Source organism: Nannocystis pusilla, assembly GCF_026626665.1.
Classification (GTDB): domain Bacteria; phylum Myxococcota_A; class Polyangia; order Nannocystales; family Nannocystaceae; genus Nannocystis; species Nannocystis pusilla.
In genome coordinates this window covers 4,994,201-5,015,910 of sequence record NZ_JAPNKE010000002.1, presented here as the reverse complement: position 1 = coordinate 5,015,910, position 21,710 = coordinate 4,994,201, and the positions used below count along the sequence as shown (strand labels likewise).

Here is a 21,710-nt window from a genome sequence, read left to right as displayed (position 1 = left end):
CGTCGGCGCCGCGTGGGTCAGCCACCCTGGCTCCGCGGCAAGAGGCCGAGCTCGCGGCCGCCGTGGCCGAGGGCCGACCAGGCGTGCTGGGTGTAGTCGATGCGCACGTCGAGCGAGCCGACCGACTCCGACCAGCCGCCGGTGACCTTCTGCTCGCGCGAGCAGGCGAAGCAGTTGGCGGCGGACCACTGCTGCTCGACGAGGAAGGTCAGGACGAGGGTCATCAGCGCGGCGTCTTCGGGGCGCTGCTGGCCGTCGGCGGCGCGCACGGCCATGGCCGCGGCGAGGGCCTCGCCGAAGCCGGCCGACGGGGTGTTGTGCGGCACGAGCACGTTGCCGAACCCGTACGAGCCGACCAGCTCGGGGGCGACGCCGCTCGACTCGTCCATGATCAGGCGCCGCTTGAAGTCGACGTAGTCGAGGCAGAAGCGCTCGTAACCCGCGTGGCGGTGGACGCCGAGGGCGGCGCGGGCGGCCAGGCAGTGCCAGTTCTCCTCGAGGAAGAAGAAGCCGTAGAGGCCGTGGGCCCAGTAGTCGGCGGCGAAGTAGTCCATGGCCCGCCCGACCGCGGCCTGGACTTCCGCGTGCGCCGGCAACAGCTCGCTCGGGGCGCTGGCGGTCAGCTGCTCGAGCAGGACCAGGGCGTACACCGCCTGGCCGGCGGCGTAGAGGAGGTCGGGGCCGACGTGGGCCTCGCCGGTGGCGAGGGTGACGCGGGCATGGAAGCCGCCGCCTTGCCGCTGCATCGCCAGCAAGTAGCGACCGAGGGCGCCGATCAGCTCGTCGTGCTGCGGGCCGGTGCGGTCGCGGCAGGCGAGGAAGGCGATCAGCGGCAAGGCGGTGCTGCCCAGGTCGCCGAGGACGGGCGGCCGACCTTCCTGATAGGACAGGACCGAATAGCCATGTTGGGGGTAGTCCTTGCGCAGGCCGGCGAGCATGGCGAGCGAGCTGCGGGCGGCCGGGACCGCGGCGGCGGTGCCGAGCTCGCACAGCGCGAGGGTGGTGCCGGCCTGGCGCGGGACGGCGAAGCCGCGCCAGGTGACCTTGCCGGTGAACGGGTGCAGGAGGTAGCGGAAGCGGCCGTCGTCGGCCTGGGCGGCGAGGATGTGGGCCTCGGCGCCGGCGACGGAGGCGGCGAGGCGCTCGGCGTCGAGCCGATCGATCGGGTCGCGCAGGCGCGGCAGCGGGCGCACGCGGCCGGTGCGATCGACGAGCAGGCTGACGGTGGCGAGGCGCGTGAGGCCGTCGACGCCGACGTCGGGCTCGGGGGCCGGGTCGCCCTTGCGCGCGAGGGCCTTGCGCAGGGCCGCCGGCGCGGCGCCGAACCGCAGGTCCTCGATGAACGGCAGCGGGGTGTAGGTGAGGAATTGATTGAGGCCGAGCAGCTGCCACGGGAGCAAGCAGCGCGCGCCGGCGCAGGCGCCGTCGAGGCCGGGCCGCAGGAGCAGCGGCAACGGGCCGGGCAAGCCGTCGCGCAGCGGCTGGGCGCCGCTGACGACGTCGATCTTCATCGGCCCGGGCGCCCCGGCGTCGGCGACCACGGCCCCCAGCGCGGTGACGAGTTCGGCGGCGCTGTCGGCCTGCACGCAGCGCGCGGCCGGGCGCAGCTTGGCCGGCTTGCCCTTCTGCGCCGGCTTGTCGGCGACGGGGTAGACGACGAAGGCTGTGGGGCGATCGACGGGGAAGTCGCAGGTGATCGGCGCACGTGTCCACAAGGACAGGTCGGCGTCGGGCCGCGGGCGCGGGCGCGGGAGGACGTCCTGGATCGCCGCGGCGAGGGCCGCGGGGTCGTGATCGATCACCGCGATCGGCTCGGCGGCGGACGCGGCGGCGGCGCGCCACAGCGAGAAGGTGACGAAGGCGATCGCCACCGCGAGGCCGCCGGTGACGCGGCGGCGCAGGCCGGGGCCGGAGCCGAGGCCCCCGGTGGCGGCCAGACCCCACACCGCGAAGGGCAGGGTGAGGAGGACGAGGACGCCCCACACGGCGGCCAGGGCCGCGAACACGCCCTTGCCCAGGCCGCCGTAGAGGGCGGCGACGTAGGTGCCGGCGCGCGCGGCCACGAGGGTCTGGATCGCGAGATAGAGCAGCGACAGGGCGGAGCCGATCCGCCACACGAGGCCGCGGCGGCGGCTGCCGGCCAGCGCGAACGCGGCGGTGACGGCGTGGGCGAGCGCGAGGCCGGCGGTCATCGCCGCGAACGCGGTCCAGCGCTGCCACGGGAGCACGCTCGCGGCCCAGGCGAAGATGCCCGCGTGGACGAGCGCGAGGGCGGCGAGCGACCAGCGCGGGACAGGACGGGGCGACGTGGACAGACCCGGCGCGCTCGGGTCCTGGGGCGAGACCATACGAGGCGTGTACCACATGCAGGCGATGTCCTGCTTCGCTTGTCCGCGCGCGCGCGTCGGCGTCGGGGGTGCAAGCGGCGAGGAAGGGTGCTATTGCCGAGAGCGGATGGTCGGTTCGGTCGTCGCGTCGGCGCTGTCGCTCGTGGTCGCCGTGTCTCCCGCTCTGCCGCAGGCGGCCGCGCAATCCGGTCGCGCGCCGCGCCGCGCAGACGCGGCCGAGGTGCGTCTGTCGCCGGACGCGCGGCTGGGGCTCGGGATGGGCCTCGGCCTGACCGGCGGCCTGACGATGGGGACGGGGATCGGCCTCGCCTTGCGCGACCGTCACGTGTATCGGACGTTCGTGCCGGCGCCCAACAACGCCGTCTACGTCGCGGCCGTGACCGCGACCAACACCGGCTCGGGGATGATCGGCGCGGGCCTCGGGCTCGGGGCGAGTGCGCTCACCGCGGGGCTCGGGGCGCGCGACCGGGCGCTGTGGAGCGAGGTCGCGGTCGGGGGGACGCTCGCCATCGCCGGGGTGGCGTGGTACGTCACCGAGTGGCAGCGCGTGCAGAAGATGCTCTACGACGGCGGCAAGGATGATGTGGCGCTCGACCTGAGGCCGATGCCCCGCGAAGCGGCGGCGGCGGCCTTCATCGGCGCCGGCGTCGGCCTGGCCTTCGGGGCAGGTGTGGCGCTGCTGACCCGCTACCTCGTGGCCCGTCGGCTGGTCCGCCCGGGCCGCGGGTCGCTCGCCGGCGCGCCGCTGGGCGTCGGGCTGGTGGCGCGCTTCTGACTTTCGACTCGCCATGGCCGCTGCGTCCCGCGTACTCCTCCCCGGCCTCGTCGCCGCCGCGCTGGCGGCCGCGACGGCGCCCGGCTGTCACTCGTCCGGCTGTCGCGACAGCGACTACGCCTGCGCCGCGCTGGCCGACACCAACACGAGCGGCGAGCCGGACACGACCACCACCGAGACGACGACGTCGACGCCGCCGCTGACGACGTCGACGGAGCCGACCTCGACGACCGAGCCGCCGCCGAGCTGCGGCGACGGGGTGGTCGCCGGCGACGAGCTGTGCGACGACGGCAACGCCGACGACCTCGACGCCTGCAAGTCGGACTGCACGCCGACGGCCTGCGGCGACGGGGTGGTCCAGGCCGGCGAGGAGTGCGACGACGGCAACGCCGACGACAGCGACATGTGCGTCGGCACGTGCCGGTGGGCCCGCTGCGGCGACGGCTTCGTCCACGCCGCCAACGAGGAGTGCGACGACGGCCCGGCCAACGACAACCAGGCCTACGAGGGCTGCACCACCGGCTGCGTCCGCGGGCCCCGCTGCGGCGACGCGCTCGTCAACGGCGACGAGGACTGCGACGACAACAACACCGACGAGACCGACGGCTGCATGTCGTCCTGCGTCGAGGCCAAGAGCTGCCTGCAAGTCAAGACGGCGCTGCCCGAGGCGAGCACCGGCCAGTACCGCATCTGGCCCGAGGCGCTCGGCAGCGAGAACAGCGTCGACGTGTGGTGCGACATGGACAGCGACGGCGGCGGCTACACGTTCCTCAAGGTCGACACCGAGTTCGGGCTCGAGAGCGACAAGGGCGCCAAGAAGGCCGAGGAGGTGTGCAAGAAGTACGGGATGCACCTGCTCGTCACGCGCACGCCGGCGCACGTGATGTCGTCCTACAAGGTCGCGACCACCGCCAACGTGGCGCCGGTCGGCGGCGGCACGGTGCCCGCCGGGGTCGACTACCTGGCGATCCTGGCGATCTATCCGGCGACGCCGGGGGCCACGTGCGAGATGAAGGCCCTCAACTCGACCGACTGCCCGGGCTGGCGCGCCGGCGACGACCAGCCGTACTGGGTCCGCGACACGCCCTACGCCGACCAGCCCGACGCCGACCACTGCGCCGGCTGCTCGATGATCTACAAGTGGAACCCCGACGGCACCGCCAAGAGCTACACGACCGTGAGCTTCGGCGAGGGCGCGAGCAGCTACCGCTTCCTCTGCGACATCGGCGACAAGCACCCGTGAGCCGCGGCCGGGCGGCCGATGGCCGTGAGTCGACGACGCGCCCCCGGGGGCGGACGAGGACTACAGCCTGCGCTGAAGTCGTGCCATAACCCGGCCATGATGATCCTCGCGCACCGCGGCGCCAGCGATACCCACCTCGAGAACACGCTGCCCGCGTTTCTCCACGCGCTGGAGCGCGGCGCCGACGGCGTCGAGCTCGACGTGCAGCTGTCCCGCGACGGGGAGGTGGTGGTGTTCCACGACGCCGAGCTCGTGCGCCTCGCCGGCCGCCAGCAGCGGATCGAGCACACCACGTGGGACGAGCTGGCGCAGGTGCAGCTCCACCGCAACCAGCGGATCCCCCGGCTGTCCGACCTGCTCGACGTGTGGCCGACCGACCGCTGGCTCAACGTCGAGCTCAAGGCCGGCGGCGCGGCGGTGGCCCAGAAGACGGTGGCGCTGCTGGCCGGCCGACCGAAGGTGATCCTGTCGAGCTTCGACCCGCGCCTCTTGCTGGCCGCCCGCGCGGCCGGCAGCGCCTACGAGCACGCGCTGCTGCTCGCGGCCCAGAGCCCGCCGTTCCTCCACGTCGGCGGCGCCCAGGCGTTCGGCTGCGGCGCGGTCCACCTCGACCACCGCCTCACCACCGCCGCCACGGTCGCCCGCTACCACGCGCAGGGCCTGGTCGTCGGGGTGTGGACCGTCAACAGCCTGCTGCGCAAGCAAGAGGTCGCCGCCTGGGGCGTCGACCGCATCATCACCGACTGTCCGTGAGGACATGTCGCCCGAGACATGGCCTCAGGCGCATGGCGCGAGGGTCATGTCCCGACGCGCGCCGGCCGCTCGGTGTAGAGCGCCTCGGCCAGGTGCAGCGGGAACCGGCGGACCGACAGCAGGTGGCGCGCCGCGCCGAGCGGGCTCTTGGGCAGCTTGCTGAAGTACCGCATGGCCCGCGGCAGCTCGCCGAAGGTCCGCTCGAGCACGCGGAAGTGGTCGTCGTCGAGGATGTTCTCGCGCACCAGCGAGGCGGTCATCGGCTGGCGGCGCCGGAACTCGCGCACGTAGGCGAGCAGGCGGTCGTGGTACTCGGGGTCCTCGACGGTGGCGAGGATCGAGGCGGCGCGCGGGTGGGTGCCGCCGAGGATCGCCACGACCTGCTCCTCCATCGCGTGCAGGCCGTCGGGGAAGGACTCGAGCAGCTGCAGGTCGTAGTCGGGGTTGGCGTGGACGACCTGGAGGACGTGGCCGATGATGGTGTCGCGCGCGCTGTTGAGGCCCGTGGGGTCGATCAGCGACGCCGGGTCGTCGAGGAAGCGCAGCAGGGTGTGAAAATAGAAGTTGATGCCCTTGGACCGGTAATAGTCGGCCGCGCAGGGGACGATGAAGAAGCGCAGCATGTCGATCGCGCCGAGCATCCGCTGGAGCCGCGTCGGGATCTCCTCGACCCACCCCAGCTCCTTGAGGCGCTGCAGCCGCGGCACGACCTGCCGCTCGTCGCCGTAACTGCGGAGCGCCAGGGCCAGGTTGAGGAGCTTGCGGCGCCGCGTCGGACCGTCACCCATCGCCCTGCGGAGTAAGGTGAAGGGTGGCTCTCGAAGACGGGAAGTCGTCGTCTCGGGTCGCGGTGGAGGCTCGGTCGCTTGCATGGCCATGCTTTCCTGGAACGTGAGGGCGAGGGGTCGGGTGTGCAAGCGCGTTCGCAGCCCCGGGGCTCGACTTGGGTCACACCCCGCAGAGCCCCGTCTGCGCCGTGCTAGCCTGGCTCTGGTGAAGCTCCGTGAGGCGCGCCGGCGCTTGCCCGTGGTGGAGTCGTTGCCGCCCGGTCGCGGCCGCCGCGTGCTCCCGCCGCCGCGGGGCGCGGTGCAGCGGCCGGCGCTGGCGGTGTGGGAGTTCACGCGCGCCTGCGACCAGCGCTGCAAGGCCTGCGGGCCCCGTGCGGGAGTCGCGCGGCCCGACGAGCTGACGACCGAGGAGGCGCTTCGCCTGGTCGACGAGTTGGCCGAGCTCGGCGTCGGCGAGGTGGCGCTGATCGGCGGCGAGGCGTACCTGCGCGCGGATGTCCTTGGGTCATCCGACGCATCCGCGAGCGCGGGATGAGCTGCTCGCTGACCACCGGCGGGCTCGGGCTGACGCAGACGCGCGCCGACGCGCTGGTCGAGGCCGGGCTGCAGCTGGTGTCGGTGTCGATCGACGGGCTCGAGGCCAGCCACGACGCGCTGCGCGGGACGCCGGGCGGCTGGCGCCGCTGCTTCGAGGCGCTGGCACATTGCCGCGAGGCCGGCGCGCGGATCGCCGCCAACACGCAGATCAATCGCCTGTCCTGGCGCGAGCTGCTGCCGCTGTGCGAGCTGCTGGCCGACGCGGGGGCCGAGGTGTGGCAGATGTTCCTGACGATGCCGCACGGCAACGCGGCCGACCACCCCGAGCTGCTGCTGCAACCATTCGAGCTGCTCGAGCTGTTCCCCGCGCTCGACCGCGTGATCGCCCGCTGCGCGGCGCGCAGGATGCGGTTCTGGCCCGGCAACAACCTGGGCTACTTCGGCCCGCTCGAGGGCAAGCTGCGGCGCCTGCAGCAGGAAGACGGCCACTACAAGGGCTGCTCGGCCGGCCGCACGGGGCTCGGGATCGAGGCCGACGGGACCATCAAGTCGTGCCCGAGCGTCGGCGGGGCGGTCAACGCGGGCGGCAACTGGCGCGACCACGGGCTGCGCGCCTTGTGGGAGCGGGCGCCGGAGATCCGCTACGTCGAGGACCGCGGCGTAGATTCGTTGTGGGGCTACTGCCGCGATTGCTACTACGCAGAGACGTGCATGGGCGGCTGCACGGCGATGAGCGAGCCGCTGCTCGGACGGCCGGGCAACAACCCGTATTGTCATCACCGCGCGCTCGAGATGGACCGCATGGGGCTGCGCGAGCGCGTGGAGCAGGTCGCAGGCGCGGACGACGAGGCGTTCGCGCACGGGCTGTTCCAGATCGTGCGCGAGCCGAAGGTGGCGGGGGCGCTGCCGGTGACGATCGAGGGGCCGCGCACGGGCCGAGAGGTGGCGTTCTTCGGCGCCGGGACGCCGCTCGAGCGAGCGGGGGAGACGGAGCCGTGACGCGAACGCGGCGGGCGAGAGCGGGCGCCGATCCGCAGGGCTGCATGCATGGCCCGGCCGTCGGGCAGCGCGTGAGCGGCGATGCGAGGCGCTCGTCTCGCGGCTGTCCGCGGGGACATGTCATTCCCGCGGGCGGCCCGAGCCTCGCGGTCGATCGTCGACCGGATTTGACGCGACATGTCCTCGGGGACAGCTTGACGCGATCGCTTCACGGGGCGGCCGGGAGCGCGCTGGCGAGGGCGACGGGGCGCTGCGGCTCGCCGAACACGCTGCCGGGGATCAGCAGGACCCGGTGGGTGCACAACAGCTCGCGGGCGTCGCCGTCGAGGCCGACGAGGTAGCCGCGCTCGACGGGGAACGGCGCGAGGCCGCGGGCGCGCAGGTCGGCGACGAGGCGAGCGCGGTGCTCGTCGATCGCGGCCACGAGCGCCGCGGGGAGCTCGGCGTGGTCGGCGAGGAGGCGCGCGGCGAGCCACAGGTCGGCCTGCGGGGGGCGGCGGCGCGAAACACCGGACCGAGGCGGTCGAAGTCGCGGGCCGGGAGGTGGGCCACGCCGAACACCCGCGGGTACAGCCAGCCCTTCGACAGTGAGTCGAGGTAGAGCACCTGGCCGCTGGCGAGCAGCTCGAGCGTGGCGGGGGAGAGGCGGCGGCCGAAGCTGTAGACGCCGTCGAGGACGAGGCGGCGGTGCGGATCGCGGGCGAGCCAGGCGAGCAGGGCGGCGCGCTCGTCGGCGGCGAGGCTTCGACCGTGCAGCTTGAGCGGGTCGGGCAGGACGAGGGCGGCGACGTCGGCCCGGGTGGCTCGATCGAGGAGATCGGCGATTGCGAGCTCGGGGAAGGTGGCGACGCCGACGGTGGCGACCCCGGCGGCGCGCGCGAGGTCCCAGTAGACGGGATAGACGTCGGTCGGCAAGGCGAGGCGCCGGCCGGCCACCGCCATGTGGGCGAACAACAGCGAGAGCGCGTGGCGGACACCGGCGCAGATCATGGCGCCGCGGGCCGCGGCGGGCGGGAGGCCGCGCAGCTCGCACCAGGCGCGCGCGAGGTCGCAGCGATGCACGGTGCGCGGCGGATCGGCGCGTTCGAGCGGCGGACGCAGGTCGGCGAAGGCGGCGGAGATCCGCGTCTCGCAGGCCCGCAAGACGGCGGGCTCGCGCACGCCGCCGCTCCAGGCGAGGAACTCCCGAAAATTCATGCGGCGGCCTCGTCGAGGCCGATCGCGCTGGCCCGATCCTCGAGCGAGACGAGGCAGGTGTGATCGGCCATGACGTTCCAGCTGCGCGCGAGGCCGTGGGTGCGCTCCCAGAACAGGCTGGGCTCGGTGTAGGCGGCCACGCGCATCGGGCTGCCGGCGATCGTGCCGGCGTAGACCGGCGCGCCCCAGGGGAGGCGCTCGCGCTCGGCGAATTCGCGGGTGCGTGCCCACTCGTGGACGCGCGACAGCGGGACCTGATGATCGGCGCTGTACTGATTGGCGGCCAGCGAGTGATAGACCGACTCGCGGCTGGTGGAGACGTAGAGCTCCTTGAAGCAGACCTCGTGGGCGCCGCGAGCGGCGGCCCATTGCACATAGGCGTCGATGTCGGCCACCGATTCGACGCCGCCGCGCTGAAGCACGCAGATCAGGCGCGTGCGCAGGGAGGTGCCGCGCGCGGCCTCGAGGACGCGCTCGGTGTGGGTCTCGAGGTTCATGCGCGCGGCGTTGACGGCCTCGTCCCAGTGGTGGCGCGAGACGGCCAGCACGCCGAGGCCCGCGGCCGCGAGGTCGGTGATCCACGCGCGCCGCTCGCCCGCGTCGGCGCCGGCGAAGCGCACGCCGTTGGTGATGAGCACGACCTTGGCGAAGAACTCGCGGCAGGTGCCGACGAGGCCGAGCAGGCGATCGCGGGGGAGCAGGGTCGGTTCGCCGCCGCCGGTGATGACGGCCCGCTCGGCGCCGCGGCGGCGGGCCGCGGCGAGCCAGCGCGCCGCGAGCTCGAGGTCGAGGCGCCCGCCGGCCTGCTCGGCGGAGGCCGAGGCCTCGGAGAAGCAGAACGGGCAGCTGGCCTGACAACCACGCGCGATCGGGAGGAAGGAGATCGATCGCGGAGCAATGCGCGGATAGGGGGCGAAGCGGGCGGCGTGGAGGGCGAGGGCGCGGGCGGTGGCGTCCTCGAGCGGGATGGCGGCACCGAGCTGACCGTCGCCGTCGATGGCGTAGACCCGCTGGACCGGGAGGTCGCCCGAGGGCCACACGCGGCCGAGGCCGTTGCGCTCGTTGACGCGCAGCTCGCCGGCAGGGAGCCGCGCCTCGAGGGCGACCAGTGCGTCGCCGGGCAGGGCCAGCCGCGCGAGCAGGCCCCGAGCCTTGCGCACGCCGATCGCCAGCTCGTCGGCGGCGAGGACGTGCACCACGTCGGGATAGGTGCTCTCGGAGATCAGCGATTTGCGGTAGCGCCGCTGGTACTTGTCGAAGCCGCGCGCGAATTGCTGAGCGTGACGACGTGATACACCGTCGCCCGGGGGAGGCGCTGTCCATGACCGGCGCCAATCTACCACGGCGATCGCAGGCCGGCAGCCGCGCGCAGGCCGCGAAATCGGCGCGGTTTGGCGCGACTCGGGCCCTCGTGCGGGCATTCGCGCGACCGCGCGAGGCGAGCATTCACCGCCCCTGGTGCCATGAATCGCAGGTTCACAGCGAGGCGAGCAGCAGGCAGGCGGCGATCCACAGGCCGCCGGCGAACATCCACAGCGTGCAATAGCCGATGATGTCGCGCGCGCGCACGCCGGTGATCGCGAGCAGCGGGACGGCCCAGAACGGCTGGAGCATGTTGGTCCATTGATCGCCGTAGGCGATCGCCATCATGGCGTGGGTCGGATCGACGCCGCGATCGAGCGCGGCGCTCATGACGATCGGGCCCTGCACGGCCCATTGCCCGCCGCCCGAGGGGACGAAGAGGTTGAGGAAGCCGGCCGAGACGAAGGTGAGGGTGGTGAAGACGCGCGGATCGGCGGCGGCGAACAGGCCCGCCAGCGCCGCGGCCAGGCCGGTGCCCTTCATGACGCCCATGATGCCGCCGTAGAGCGGGAACAGCAGCAGGATGCCGGCGGAGGCCCGGGCGCCCGCGTCGCAGGCGCGCACGAAGGCGTCGGGGCGGCCGTGCAGGACCAGCGCGAGCACCCACAGGGCGAGGTTGATGGCGTTGAGGTCGATGGCCGCGCCGGCGGTGTCACGGGCGGCGAACACCAGCGCGGCGGCGGCCGGCAGCGCCAGCGCCCACACGACCAGCGGCGAGCGCTCGAGGCGGTCGAGGCCGGTGGTGTCCGCAGGGGCATGCGCTTCGGGACCTGTCTCAGGGGGCATGTCGTCGGGAACATGTCCCGAAGGTGCGGGGTGTGGGTCGGGGTCGACGCCGGCGGCCGGGGTGAGGGCCATGAAGACGAGCGGGGCGAGCAGCCACAGGCCGACGGTGACCGCGAGGTTGAGGCCGCCGAGCAGGCTGTCCGTCAGGCCGATCGGGCCGACGCGGGCGGCGAGCTCGGGGCCGAGGACCTCGGTGAGGTCGGCGAGGGTGGTGGCCTTGAGCGGGGCGGTGCCGGACAGGCCGCCGTGCCACACCATCATGCCGGCGTAGCCGGCGGCGCACAGCAGGGGGTAATGCAATGAGAGGCCGCGACGCCGGGCCTCGTCGCCGGCGGTGCGGGCGAACATGGCACCGCAGACGAGGCCGAGCGACCAGTTGAAGAGGCAGAGGGTGCAGGAGACGAAGGCGACGAGGCCGACGAGCCGGCGCGGACCGGGCGCGAGGCGTGCCAGGGCCTCCAGGCCGCGACGCACGGGCGGAGCGGCGGCGAGGGCGGTGCCGAGGGTGAGCATCAAGGCCATCTGCCCGGCGAAGGCGAGCAGCGACCACAGGCCACCCGCGGCGCTCCACAGCCGCACGGCGCGGACGAGGCCGCCGTCGCCGACCGCGAGGGCGCCGGCGACGAGGGTGACGAGGGTCATGCCGACCGCGACGACGAACGGGTCGGGCGTGAAGCGACCGAAGCCGCGACGCACTGCGAACCCGAGGCGGACGAGCGGAGGGAGACGGGGCACCCACGAGGATGGTAGCGCCGTGCGGCGATTTGTGGGACCGCGGCCCGCATGCGCCAGGGACGGCCGTCGACTCGGAGGCCCGCGCGGTTCGCTGGCCGTCGGGAGCCGCGATCCGTGGGACGGGAGGAGCGGCGAAGGGACGGCGGTTGATGTGGGGCTCGTGTAGAGATCGACCTCGGCTCGGCGTCGGCGCGCCGAGCGTGCTCGACTACCGGCCCGGCGCGCCCGGGCCCCGGGGGCTGCGGGGCGACCGGTGGATCGTCGCGGCGCCCGGCTTCGCCGCGTTCGCGGCGGCGCTCGGGCTCACGAAGTGAACGAGGTCCGGAGGACATGGCCCATGGAGCATGTCCTCAAGGGCATGCTCTTCAGGGCATGCTCCGAAGGTCAGGCGCTCGCGGGCGCGGCGGCGGCGGCCTGGCACAGGGGGCAGGCGCGGGCGGCGTGGGGCTCGTCGCGGCGGTGCAGGTCGAGCACGGCGCGGGAGATCTCGGCCAGCTCGCGGCGGACCTCGCGGCGGGCGCCCTTGACCCGGGCGATCTGCATGTCGTCGTAGCCGGTGGTCTGGTGGCGCATCCAGGCGATGACGGCGGCGCGGGCCCGTTCCTCGACGGGGATCCGCTCGGTGCGGGCGACGGTGCCGCTGCCGACCGGCGTGGCGTGCTGGGTGACGCGGGCGGCGACGGTGCGGGCGAGCGCGTCCCAGCGCGGGGAGAAGCGCAGGAACTCGAGCACGGACTGCTCGAAGGTGACGACGTAGGTCGCCTGGGTCCGCTCGCGGCGGGCGACGTCGGCGGCGCGCTTCTTGGCGTGCGACTCGGTCGAGCGCTCGGCCTCGAGCGCGGCGCGCAGCGACTCGATCGTGTCCGCGGGCGCCCACAGCCCCTTTGAAAACACCTTGCGGCCCTTCTTCTCGACCACGGCCCACGACGGGCCGGCGAGCTTGACGCGTCGGGTCAGGGCGGCGTCGCCGGGCGGCAGGCAGGCCCAGCCCGGCGGCGGCGACAGACGGCGGCCGTCGGGGGCGACGAAGACCCGCGGATCGGCGGTCGGGGCGAGGGTCAGCGACTCGCTCATCGTGCGGCGGACTGTGCCAATCCGCGCGCGGGCTGTCGAGGGTGAAGCGCTTGCGCGTCGCGTCGGCGGCGGCGAGCCCGCTGCGGCAGCATTTTTTCGCGGCGCTCGCCGTGTTCGAAAGTGGGACGAGGGAGTGCCAGATCCGGACAGCGCGGCGCGGCTTCGACGGCGAAGCTCGTGAAATCGTTGGTGGCGCGGCGTTTGCGAGACGAGCGGGCGTGGACATCCCTCGCAGTCGGCGCGGATGGCTTGTGCGGCATGGGGGCAAGCTGCTCGCGGCGCTCGTGGTCGTGAGCGGTCTGGTGATCACGACCGTGGCGATCGGTCAGCTGCACGCCGAGCCGCCGACGGTCACGCGCGCGAGCCTATGGTTCGGGACGGTCGAGCGCGGCGAGATGCTGCGCGAGGTCCAGGGCAACGGGAAGCTGGTGCCCGAGCACATCCAGTGGATCACCGCGCTGTCGGCGGCGCGCGTCGAGCAGATCTTCGTCAGGCCGGGCACGGAGGTCGCGGCGGACACGGTGATCCTCGAGCTGCGCAACCCGGAGCTCGAGCTGCAGGCGCTCGAGGCGGAGCGACAGGTCGCGGCGGCGCGGGCCGAGCTGGTCAACATCCGGGCGACGATGCGCGGGCAGAAGCTGCAGCAGGAGGTCGCAGTGACGGCGCTGCAGATCGAGCAGTCGACGGCGCAGCGCAAGGCGGTGGCGAACGCGGAGCTCGGCGGCCGCGGCTATGTGTCCCGCGACGACGAGCACGCCGCGCGGGCGCAGCTCGAGTCGATCGACCGCCGCATGGGCCTCGAGGCCGAGCGGGTCGCGGTGCTGGGCGACGGGCTGAAGCAGCGGATCGCGGCGCACGCGGCCCAGATCGATCGACTGGTGGCGATCGCGGAGTTCCGCCGCGAGCAGCTGGCGGCGCTGGCGATCCGCGCGGGCGTGGCCGGGGTGCTGCAGGAGCTGCCGCTCGAGCCGGGCCAGTGGGTGCAGCCGGGCGGCCTGCTGGCGAAGGTGGCCCGCCCCGACCGACTCAAGGCGCGCCTGGCGATCCCGGAGACCCTGGCGAAGGACGTGGCGATCGGGCAGGTCGCCCGCGTGGACACGCGCAACGGGATCGTCGACGGCGAGGTGGTGCGCGTCGATCCGGCGGCGTCGGGCGGGACGGTGACCGTCGACGTCGCGCTGACCGGCGCGCTGCCCCGCGGGGCGCGACCCGACCTGAACGTGGTCGGCCGCGTCGAGCTCGAGCGCCTGCCCGAGGTGATGCACGTGCGCCGGCCGGCGTTCGTGCAGCCCGACGCGACGATGGGCCTGTTCGTGGTCGACGCCGACGGCGCCTACGCGACGCGGGTGCCGGTGCAGATCGGTCGGCTGTCGGCGAAGACCGTCGAGGTGGTGGCCGGACTGTCGGTCGGCGACCGCATCATCCTGTCCGACATGACGCAATGGGACGCGACCGACCGCGTCAAGTTCGAATAGCGCGAAGGGATGGCTCCGATGAATTCACCGCTCATCCACCTCGAGGCGATCCGCAAGGTGTTCCACACCGACGAGCTCGAGACGCACGCGGTCGCCGATGTCCACTTCGAGATCCCGCGCGGGCAATACGTGTGCATCGCCGGGCCGTCGGGCTCGGGCAAGACGACGCTGCTGTCGCTGATCGGGCTGCTCGACACGCCGACGTCGGGGACGTACGCGCTCGCCGGGCGGCCGGTGTCGAACCTGTCCGCGGCCGAGCGCGCCCGCGTGCGCAACGAGCAGATCGGCTTCGTGTTCCAGAGCTTCAACCTGATCGGCGACCTGACCGTGGCCGAGAACGTCGAGCTGCCGCTGACGTACCGCGCGATGGCGGCGGCAGAGCGGCGCCGGCGGGTCGAGGCGGCGCTGGGGCGCGTCGGGATGGCCCACCGCCAGCGCCACCTGCCCGCGCAGCTGTCGGGCGGGCAGCAGCAGCGCGTGGCGGTCGCGCGAGCGGTCGCGGGCGAGCCGCCGCTGCTGCTGGCCGACGAGCCGACCGGCAACCTCGACTCGAAGAACGGCGACGCCGTGATGGCGCTGCTGCACGACCTCCACCGCGCCGGGACGACCATCGTGATGGTGACCCACAACCCCGAGTACGCGCGCCAGGCCCAGCGGACGATCCACCTGTTCGACGGCCGCGTGGTCGAGGAAGACGTGCATGCACGGACTGCTTAGAGACCTGCGGTTCGCGCTGCGGATGCTGGCCCGGTCGCCGGGCTTCGCGCTGGTGGCGATCTTCACGCTCGCGCTCGGCATCGGCGCCAACACGGCGATCTTCAGCGTCGTCAACACGGTGCTGCTGCGCCCGCTGCCGTATGCCGAGCCGGAGCGGCTGGTGGTCGTGCTCGAGACCCAGCCCGAGCTCTACCGCGCGGCGGTGCCCTACCTCAACTACCTCGATTATCGCGACCAGAACCACGCGTTCTCCGACTTCGCGGCGTTGGCCTTCGACTTCATGACGCTGACCGGGAAGGGCGATCCCGAGTACGTCTCGGTGCAGATGTACTCGCACGACCTGCTGCCGACGCTCGGCGTCGAGCCGGCGCTCGGCCGCAACTTCCTCGCGGAGGAGGACGCGCCGGGCGGACCCCAAGTAATCATCCTGTCGCACGGCTTTTGGACCCGCCGCTTCGCCGCCGACCCCGACGTCCTCGGCGAGACGGTCACCCTCGACGGCGTCGATCGGACGGTCGTGGGCGTGCTGCCGGCGGGCTTCCGCTCGTTCTACGACAGCGCCGCGATGATCCCGCTCGGCGCTCGCGCCGACGAACCGACCTTCCGCGACCGCGCGGCGCGCCCCGAGCTCCACGGCATCGGCCGGCTGAAGCCCGGCGTGACGCTGACGCAGGCGATGGCCGACATGCAGGCGGTCGGCGACGCGCTGGGCCAGCGCTACCCGGCGGAGGTGGGCGCGAGCCGACCGCTGCTGCTGCCGCTGGAAGAGGTCGTCCGCGAGGACGGGCGCCTCGCCCTCTGGCTGCTGCTCGCCGCGGTCTCGTGCGTGCTGGTGATCGCGGCCGCCAACGTCGCCAACCTCATGCTCGAGCGAGCGATGCGCCGCCAGAAGGAGATGCGCGTCCGCGCGGCGCTCGGGGCCGGGCGCTGGCGGCTGGTCCGTCAGCTGCTGGTCGAGAGCACGCTGCTGGCGCTGCTCGGCGGGGCGCTGGGCCTGCTGCTGGCGCTGTGGGGCGTCGACCTGCTCAACGCGACCCGCCCTCCGTCGCTCGACAACTTCTACGACAAGATCGCCGTCGACGCGCAGGTCCTCGTCTACACGGTTCTGGTCGCGCTCGGCACGGGGCTCCTGTTCGGGCTCGTGCCGGCGCTCCACGCCTCGCGTCCGGACCTCGCGCAGGCGTTGAAGGACACCGAGCCGCACGCGACGGCCGGCGGACGAAGTCTACGCGCGCAACCTGCTGGTGGTCGGCGAGGTGGCGCTGGCGCTGACGCTGACGGTCTGCGCGGTGCTGACGATCCGCGCGCTGGCGCGGATGCAGGCGAGCGACCTCGGGTTCGATCCACGGCATGTGACGAGCTCGATGGTGGTGCTGCCGCCCGCGCGCTACGCCGAGGCGACCGCGGTCGAGCAGTTCTGGACGGCCCTCCAGCGAGAGGTGGCCGGCCTGCCGGGCGTCGAGTCGGTGGCGGTGTCGTCGACGGTGCCGCACTGGTTCCACGCGATCGAGTCGTTCTGGCCGCCGGACGTCGAGAAGACGCCGGCGAACGTGCGGACCGCGGTCGCCTATCACGTCGACGGTCCGTACGTCGAGCTGCTGGGGATCCCGCTGCTCGCGGGGCGCACGTTCGGGCCGCAGGACGGCCCCGGGACGCCGCCGGTTGTGCTCGTCGATCGCACGCTCGCCGACAAGTTCTTCCCGGGCCAGGACCCGATCGGGCGGCGCCTGCAGGACAACGTCAGCGGCGCGGGGAGCGTCGAGATCGTCGGCGTGGTCGGGCACGTGCAGCAGTTCGGGCCCCAGGAGATCGAGAAGACGCCGCACCAGATCTACTACGCGTACCGCCAGTTGCCCGCAGCGGCGCTGACGCAGCGGGCGATGACGATGAACGTGCTGACGCGCGTGCAGGGCGACCCTGCCGCCCTGGCGCCGCAGGTGCGCGCGGCCGTCGCGGCGGTCGATCCCCGGCAGGCGGTCATCGGCGGCAACTCGCTCGTCGAGCACATCTCGGGCAGCTTCCGGATCCGCCGCTTCGTCCTCGGAGTGCTCGCCGTGTTCGCGGGGCTGGCCCTGGTGCTGGCGGGCGTGGGCCTGTACGCGGTGATGGCCAGCTCGGTCGCCCAGCGCACGCGCGAGCTCGGCTTGCGCATGGCGTTGGGCGCGCCGGCGCGCGCGGTGGTCGGTCTGGTGGTCCGCCAGGGCATGACTCTGGTGCTGGCCGGCGTGGTGCTCGGCATCCTCGGCGCGGCGGCGCTGTCGCGGGTGATGACCGCGCTGCTGGCCGGCCAGATCAGCGCGACCGACCCTTCGACCTACGCGGGCGTGACGCTGGTCCTCGTGGTAGTCGGCCTGCTGGCGACGTATATTCCTGCGCGACGCGCCACGCGCATCGATCCGATGGTGGCGCTGCGCCACGAATGAGCCGCCGATGCCAGAAGCCAGGGTGCTGATCGCCGACGACCAGGCCGACGTGCTCGAGGCGCTGCGCCTGTTGCTCAAGGGCCAGGGCTTCCTGCTCCACCTGGCCCGCTCGCCGGCGGAGATCGTGGCGGCCGTCGAGACGCACGAGTTCGACGCGCTGCTGATGGACCTCAACTACACGCGCGACACGACGTCGGGGCGCGAGGGCCTCGACCTGATCGCCACCATCGCCGCGGTCGACGCGACACTGCCGATCCTGGTGATGACGGCGTGGGGCAGCGTCGACGGAGCCGTGGAGGCGATCCGCCGCGGCGCGCGGGACTACATCCAAAAGCCGTGGGACAACGGGCGGCTGCTGCTGACGCTGCGCACGCAGATCGATCTGGCGCGGGCGCTGCGGCGCAGCGGCAAGCTGGCCGAGGCCAACGAGCGGCTGGCGGCCGGCGGCGAGCTGCCGCGGCTCGTCGCCGGCTCGCGGGCGATGGAGTCGGTGCTGCGGATCGTCGAGCGCGTGGCGCCGTCGGACGCGAGCGTGCTCATCACCGGCGAGCACGGCACCGGCAAGGAGGTGGTGGCGCGCTGGCTGCACGCTGGGTCGCTGCGCGCGAGCCGGCCGTTCATCGCCGTCAACGCGGGGGCGCTCGGCGACGGGGTGTTCGAGAGCGAGCTGTTCGGCCACGTGAAGGGGGCGTTCACCGACGCCCGCGCCGACCGCATCGGCTGCTTCGAGCTGGCCGACGGCGGCACGCTGTTCCTCGACGAGATCGCCAACATGCCGGCGGGTCAGCAGGCCAAGCTGCTGCGCGTGCTGCAGACCGGCGAGCTGCACCGCGTCGGCTCGTCGAAGCTGCGCAAGGTCGACGTGCGGGCGCTGGCGGCCACCAACGCGCCGCTGGCTCAGCTGACGGGGAGCGGGGTGTTCCGCGAGGACCTGCTGTATCGCCTCAACACGGTCGAGATCCACCTGCCGCCGCTGCGCGAGCGCAAGGACGACATCCTGCGCCTGGCGCAGCACTTCCTGCAGGTCCGCAGCCCGTGCTACGGCGGCAAGGTGGTCGAGTTCACGCCGGAGGCCGAGAAGGCGCTGCTGGGGCACCGCTGGCCGGGCAACGTCCGCGAGCTCGAGCACGTGGTCGAGCGAGCGCTGCTGCTGGCGTCGGGCCCGGCGATCCGCGAGGAGGACCTGGTGCTGCGCGCCGGCGAGGGCGAGCGCGCGACGGCGATCGACGACATGACGCTCGACGACGCGGAGCGCTACCTCATCGTGCGCGCGCTGGCCCGCGCCAACAACAACGTCAGCGAGGCGGCGCAGCGGCTCGGCCTGTCGCGCAGCGCGCTGTACCGCCGGCTGGCGCGCTACGGGCTCGAGCCGTGAGCTGGACGCAGCGGCACGAGGTGCGCGTCGTGCTGCTCGTGCTCGCGGCGGGTGCCCCCGCGCTGGTGGTGGCGCTGACGCTGCTGACGCTCGACGAGCACTCGCCGAAGGTGCGCTGGACTCTGGCGTCGCTGTCGCTGGCGGCGTGGCTGGGCGGCGCCGCGGCGCTGTACGCCAGGGTGACGCGCTCGCTGCACCTGGTGTCGGCGCTGCTGGCCGCGCTGCGCGAGGAGGACTTCTCGCTGCGCGGACGAGTGCCGCGCGACGACGGGGGCGACGACGCGCTGACCGGGGTGATGCGCGAGATCAACGGGCTCGCCGACACGCTGCGCGAGCAACGGCTCGGCGCGTTCGAGGCCGACGCGCTGCTGCGCACCGTGATGACGGAGATCGACGTCGCGGTGCTGGCCTTCGACGCGCAGGGCACGGTGCGGCTGGCCAACCGCTCGGCGGAGCGCCTGCTCTCGGGGAGAGGTGGGCTGCTCGGGCGCGCGGCGGGGGCGCTCGGGCTCGCGGCATGTCTCGAAGGACAGGTTCCTCGCACCCTGATGACCGTGTTCCCCGGCGGCGCCGAGCCGTGGGAGCTGCGGCGCAGTCAGTTCCGCCAGCGCGGGCTGCCGCACACGCTGGTGGTGCTGACCGACCTGCGCCGGGCGCTGCGCGAGGAGGAGCGGCTGGCGTGGCAGCGGCTGGTGCGGGTGCTGGGCCACGAGATCAACAACTCGCTGGCGCCGATCCGCTCGATCGCCGAGCACCTGCGGGAGCAGCTGGCGCGGCCGCCCGGCGAGCGAGCGAGCGACCTCGAGGACGACCTGACGGGCGGGCTCGAGGTCATCGCCCGCCGCTCGGCCAGCCTGACCCGGTTCCTCGCCGCGTACGCGCGCCTGGCCCGGCTGCCGCCGCCGACGTTCGCCACGGTCGAGGTGGCGGCGTGGGCCGGCCGGGTCGCGGCGCTCGAGCGACGCGTGCGGGTGATCGTCGAGCCCGGGCCCGACGCGGCGCTGCAGGCCGACGGCGATCAGCTCGATCAGCTGCTCATCAACCTGGTGCGCAACGCCGCCGACGCGGTGCTGCAGGCCGGCGCGGGCGAGGTGCGGGTGCGCTGGCGGGTCGACGCCGGTCAGCTCGCGCTGGTGGTCGTCGACGACGGCCACGGTCTGGCCGAGACCGCCAACCTGTTCGTCCCCTTCTTCACCACCAAGCCGGACGGCAGCGGCATCGGCCTGGTGCTGGCGCGCCAGATCGCCGAGGCCCACGGCGGCGCGCTGGCTCTGACCCCTCGCAGCGACGGCCGCCGCGGCTGCGAGGCGTGCGTCACGATCGGCGCGAGCGCGGTGCGGCCGCTGTCACAGTCGGCGTAGCTGCGACGGGCTCGCAAGCGTCGATGCCTGGCGCCGCGTCGCTCGTGACGCGGTCGCAGGCGGGGCCTCGACGGGCGCGAGGAGCGAGCACATCGACGATGCGGCTCACGCGGCGAGCAGGATGATCGTGCGAGGAAGCGCCGCGGTCGCGGCACGTCCTCACGGCGCGACGACCAGCGGCTCGATGCGGGCGCGCAGGTCGGCGGGCAGCTCGACGGGGCGGCGGAAGGTCGGGCGGCGTGGGTCGAGGTCCATGACGACCGACACCGTGGCGCCGGTGAGGCGGGTCGGCGAGTCGGGCTCGCCGTGGGTGCGCACGCGGTAGGCGAAGCGGATCGACGTGCGGCCGAGGCCGACGACGCGCTGTTCGACCGCGATCTCGTCGCCGAAGGCGCAGGGGATGGCGAAGTCGGCCTCGGTGTGGACGGCGGGGAAGCCGAGGCCGCGGCCGCGGATCATCTCGGCGTAGGGGAGGCCCAGCACCTCGTCGAACCACGTCTCCATCGCCTCGTGGAAGAAGTGGAAGAAGCGCGGGAAGTAGACGATGCCGGCGGGATCGCAGTCGCCGAAGCCGACGCGGACGCGGTGGACGTGCACAGGATCGGGTATAAGCCCGGGCATGCCTCACGTCGAATACCACGCCGAGGGCGGCGTCGCCCAGCTCACGATCAACGTCCCGCCCGCCAACTGCTACTCGTACGCGATGATGCAGGACCTCGACGCGGCGATCCTGCGGGCCCGCTTCGACGCCGAGGCGCACGTGATCGTGGTCGTCGGCGCGGGCGAGAAGTTCTTCTGCGCCGGCGCCGACATCCGCATGCTCAAGGGCGCCGACCCGACGTTCAAGTACAACTTCTGCCTGCACGCCAACGAGACGATCGCGCGGCTCGAGCAGACGCCGAAGCTGGTCATCGCGGCGCTCAACGGCCACTGCGTCGGCGGCGGCCTCGAGATCGCGCTGGCCGCCGACATCCGCATCGCCCGCCGCGGCGCCGGTCAGTGCGGCCTGCCCGAGGTGGCGCTCGGCGTGCTGCCGGGGACGGGCGGCACGCAGCGATTGACGCGGCTCATCGGCAAGTCGGCGGCGATCGAGCTGATGGCGGAGGGCCGGACGATGGACTTCGACGAGGCGCAGAAGCTCGGCGTCGTCAACAAGGTGTTCGACGCCCCGAGCGCCGCCGACTTCGTCGGTCAGGTCCGCGAGTACGCCAAGCGCTTCGTGCCGCCGGCGAAGGCGTCGCTGGCGGTCGGCCTGCTCAAGCGCGCCTGTCAGACGGGCGGCGAGCTCAGCCTGCTCGACGGGCTGGCGCTCGAGCGCGAGCTGCAGCAGCGACTGTTCCAGAGCAACGACGCGCTCGAGGGCCTGGCGGCGTACGTCGAGAAGCGGACGGCGAACTTCACCGGACGCTGAACCGGTCGCTGGACCGGTCCGCGCGCGCGGGCGCCCGCGTCCGCGCGCTCGTCGTTCGCGGAGCGTCGGCGCTCGTGCTCACCTGGCCCAAGAGCCATGTCGCAAGCGCCGCCGTTCCGCCGTCCATGACCTAGGTGCTGGGCTCGGGACGGCTGCCGCGGGCGGGCGGCCACTCGATGCCGAGCTTGATGATCCGCCGCTTCAAGGCGTGACGGGTGATGCCCAGCAGGTCCGCAGCGCCGACGATGTTGCCGGCGGTGTTGAGCGCCTCGGAGCACAGGCGCCGCTCCGCGGTCTCGAGGTTCAAGTCTTCAAGGATGAGCTGCGGCAATTTCCTCTCTCCGGTGTGTC

At 73.4% G+C, this 21,710-nt stretch carries 19 protein-coding genes and 1 pseudogene; 12 read left to right on the top strand and 8 right to left on the bottom strand.

Features of this window, described 5'->3' with window-relative positions:
• Positions 1-17: 17 nt before the first annotated feature.
• Positions 18-2,348 carry an SLC5/6 family protein gene (locus tag OV079_RS22160; RefSeq protein WP_267770853.1) on the bottom strand — a complete coding sequence of 777 codons (2,331 nt, stop codon included), beginning with the start codon at positions 2,346-2,348 and terminating at the stop codon, positions 18-20.
• 220 nt (positions 2,349-2,568) lie between these two features.
• Between OV079_RS22160 and OV079_RS22155 the strand changes: the two genes are divergently transcribed.
• The 3 genes from OV079_RS22155 (at position 2,569) to OV079_RS22145 (ending at position 5,119) form a co-directional block, all read left to right on the top strand.
• A complete protein-coding gene (locus OV079_RS22155; protein ID WP_267770852.1) occupies positions 2,569-3,123 on the top strand; it encodes a hypothetical protein in 555 nt (184 codons plus the stop codon).
• Positions 3,124-3,136: 13 nt separating this feature from the next.
• On the top strand, positions 3,137-4,366 hold the full coding sequence (locus tag OV079_RS22150; RefSeq protein ID WP_267770851.1) for a DUF4215 domain-containing protein: 1,230 nt from the start codon (positions 3,137-3,139) through the stop codon (positions 4,364-4,366).
• A gap of 96 nt (positions 4,367-4,462) precedes the next feature.
• Positions 4,463-5,119, top strand: a complete 657-nt coding sequence (locus OV079_RS22145; RefSeq protein WP_267770850.1) for a glycerophosphodiester phosphodiesterase — start codon at positions 4,463-4,465, stop codon at positions 5,117-5,119.
• A gap of 44 nt (positions 5,120-5,163) precedes the next feature.
• Here OV079_RS22145 and OV079_RS22140 read toward each other — a convergent pair whose 3' ends face one another.
• Positions 5,164-5,907 carry a hypothetical protein gene (locus tag OV079_RS22140; protein WP_267770849.1) on the bottom strand — a complete coding sequence of 248 codons (744 nt, stop codon included), beginning with the start codon at positions 5,905-5,907 and terminating at the stop codon, positions 5,164-5,166.
• Between the two features lie 205 nt (positions 5,908-6,112).
• On the opposite strand from OV079_RS22140, the gene OV079_RS22135 reads away from it, so the two are divergent.
• Positions 6,113-6,442, top strand: a complete 330-nt coding sequence (locus OV079_RS22135) for a radical SAM protein (RefSeq protein WP_267770848.1) — start codon at positions 6,113-6,115, stop codon at positions 6,440-6,442.
• Entirely contained in the window at positions 6,439-7,443 is a 1,005-nt protein-coding gene (locus tag OV079_RS22130) for an SPASM domain-containing protein (protein WP_267770847.1), read from the top strand. The genes OV079_RS22135 and OV079_RS22130 overlap by 4 nt, the downstream gene beginning before the upstream one ends.
• A 279-nt stretch (positions 7,444-7,722) precedes the next feature.
• On the opposite strand, the gene OV079_RS22125 is transcribed toward OV079_RS22130, so the two are convergent.
• The 4 genes from OV079_RS22125 to OV079_RS22110 all read right to left on the bottom strand — a co-directional run bounded on the left by OV079_RS22125 (position 7,723) and on the right by OV079_RS22110 (position 12,597).
• Positions 7,723-8,640 (bottom strand): PLP-dependent aminotransferase family protein, encoded by a 918-nt coding sequence (locus tag OV079_RS22125; protein WP_267770846.1) that lies wholly within the window; start codon positions 8,638-8,640, stop codon positions 7,723-7,725.
• Positions 8,637-9,983 (bottom strand): radical SAM protein, encoded by a 1,347-nt coding sequence (locus tag OV079_RS22120; protein ID WP_267770845.1) that lies wholly within the window; start codon positions 9,981-9,983, stop codon positions 8,637-8,639. Before OV079_RS22120 ends, OV079_RS22125 begins: the two co-directional genes overlap by 4 nt.
• Positions 9,984-10,116: 133 nt before the next feature.
• Positions 10,117-11,523, bottom strand: a complete 1,407-nt coding sequence (locus tag OV079_RS22115) for a TIGR00366 family protein (RefSeq protein ID WP_267770844.1) — start codon at positions 11,521-11,523, stop codon at positions 10,117-10,119.
• 384 nt (positions 11,524-11,907) lie between these two features.
• Complete coding sequence (locus tag OV079_RS22110; protein ID WP_267770843.1) at positions 11,908-12,597, bottom strand: DUF2293 domain-containing protein; 690 nt, start codon at positions 12,595-12,597, stop codon at positions 11,908-11,910.
• Between the two features lie 284 nt (positions 12,598-12,881).
• On the opposite strand from OV079_RS22110, the gene OV079_RS22105 reads away from it, so the two are divergent.
• From OV079_RS22105 to OV079_RS56145, 6 genes and pseudogenes are all read left to right on the top strand, one after another.
• The gene (locus OV079_RS22105; RefSeq protein ID WP_267770842.1) at positions 12,882-14,072 is read left to right on the top strand and encodes an efflux RND transporter periplasmic adaptor subunit; all 1,191 of its coding nucleotides are present in this window, start codon (positions 12,882-12,884) and stop codon (positions 14,070-14,072) included.
• Positions 14,073-14,090: 18 nt separating this feature from the next.
• Positions 14,091-14,789 (top strand): ABC transporter ATP-binding protein, encoded by a 699-nt coding sequence (locus OV079_RS22100; protein WP_267770841.1) that lies wholly within the window; start codon positions 14,091-14,093, stop codon positions 14,787-14,789.
• A pseudogene (locus OV079_RS58330) lies at positions 14,773-15,942 on the top strand (ABC transporter permease); the annotation flags it as partial. The gene OV079_RS22100 and the pseudogene OV079_RS58330, both read left to right, overlap by 17 nt.
• A 91-nt stretch (positions 15,943-16,033) precedes the next feature.
• Positions 16,034-17,212, top strand: a complete 1,179-nt coding sequence (locus OV079_RS22090) for an FtsX-like permease family protein (protein WP_267770839.1) — start codon at positions 16,034-16,036, stop codon at positions 17,210-17,212.
• A gap of 7 nt (positions 17,213-17,219) precedes the next feature.
• Positions 17,220-18,587 (top strand): sigma-54-dependent transcriptional regulator, encoded by a 1,368-nt coding sequence (locus tag OV079_RS22085; protein ID WP_267770838.1) that lies wholly within the window; start codon positions 17,220-17,222, stop codon positions 18,585-18,587.
• Complete coding sequence (locus OV079_RS56145; RefSeq protein ID WP_267770837.1) at positions 18,584-19,948, top strand: sensor histidine kinase; 1,365 nt, start codon at positions 18,584-18,586, stop codon at positions 19,946-19,948. Before OV079_RS22085 ends, OV079_RS56145 begins: the two co-directional genes overlap by 4 nt.
• 159 nt (positions 19,949-20,107) lie before the next feature.
• Here the strand turns inward: OV079_RS56145 and OV079_RS22075 are convergent, their stop codons facing one another.
• Entirely contained in the window at positions 20,108-20,545 is a 438-nt protein-coding gene (locus OV079_RS22075; protein WP_267770836.1) for an acyl-CoA thioesterase, read from the bottom strand.
• Between the two features lie 22 nt (positions 20,546-20,567).
• Between OV079_RS22075 and OV079_RS22070 the strand changes: the two genes are divergently transcribed.
• Positions 20,568-21,359 (top strand): enoyl-CoA hydratase/isomerase family protein, encoded by a 792-nt coding sequence (locus OV079_RS22070; RefSeq protein ID WP_267770835.1) that lies wholly within the window; start codon positions 20,568-20,570, stop codon positions 21,357-21,359.
• 130 nt (positions 21,360-21,489) lie between these two features.
• Here OV079_RS22070 and OV079_RS22065 read toward each other — a convergent pair whose 3' ends face one another.
• On the bottom strand, positions 21,490-21,666 hold the full coding sequence (locus OV079_RS22065) for a helix-turn-helix domain-containing protein (protein WP_267709321.1): 177 nt from the start codon (positions 21,664-21,666) through the stop codon (positions 21,490-21,492).
• Positions 21,667-21,710: the final 44 nt, after the last annotated feature.

What these genes read in the sequence shown, in the direction of transcription:
- OV079_RS22125 (WP_267770846.1), bottom strand. Translation starts at nt 8,640, where the DNA reads ATGAATTTTCGGGAGTTCCTCGCCTGGAGCGGCGGCGTGCGCGAGCCC.
- OV079_RS22085 (WP_267770838.1), top strand. Translation starts at nt 17,220, where the DNA reads ATGCCAGAAGCCAGGGTGCTGATCGCCGACGACCAGGCCGACGTGCTC.
- OV079_RS22145 (WP_267770850.1), top strand. Translation starts at nt 4,463, where the DNA reads ATGATGATCCTCGCGCACCGCGGCGCCAGCGATACCCACCTCGAGAAC.
- OV079_RS22070 (WP_267770835.1), top strand. Translation starts at nt 20,568, where the DNA reads ATGCCTCACGTCGAATACCACGCCGAGGGCGGCGTCGCCCAGCTCACG.
- OV079_RS22100 (WP_267770841.1), top strand. Translation starts at nt 14,091, where the DNA reads ATGAATTCACCGCTCATCCACCTCGAGGCGATCCGCAAGGTGTTCCAC.
- OV079_RS22110 (WP_267770843.1), bottom strand. Translation starts at nt 12,597, where the DNA reads ATGAGCGAGTCGCTGACCCTCGCCCCGACCGCCGATCCGCGGGTCTTC.
- OV079_RS22140 (WP_267770849.1), bottom strand. Translation starts at nt 5,907, where the DNA reads ATGGGTGACGGTCCGACGCGGCGCCGCAAGCTCCTCAACCTGGCCCTG.
- OV079_RS22150 (WP_267770851.1), top strand. Translation starts at nt 3,137, where the DNA reads ATGGCCGCTGCGTCCCGCGTACTCCTCCCCGGCCTCGTCGCCGCCGCG.
- OV079_RS22130 (WP_267770847.1), top strand. Translation starts at nt 6,439, where the DNA reads ATGAGCTGCTCGCTGACCACCGGCGGGCTCGGGCTGACGCAGACGCGC.
- OV079_RS22160 (WP_267770853.1), bottom strand. Translation starts at nt 2,348, where the DNA reads ATGGTCTCGCCCCAGGACCCGAGCGCGCCGGGTCTGTCCACGTCGCCC.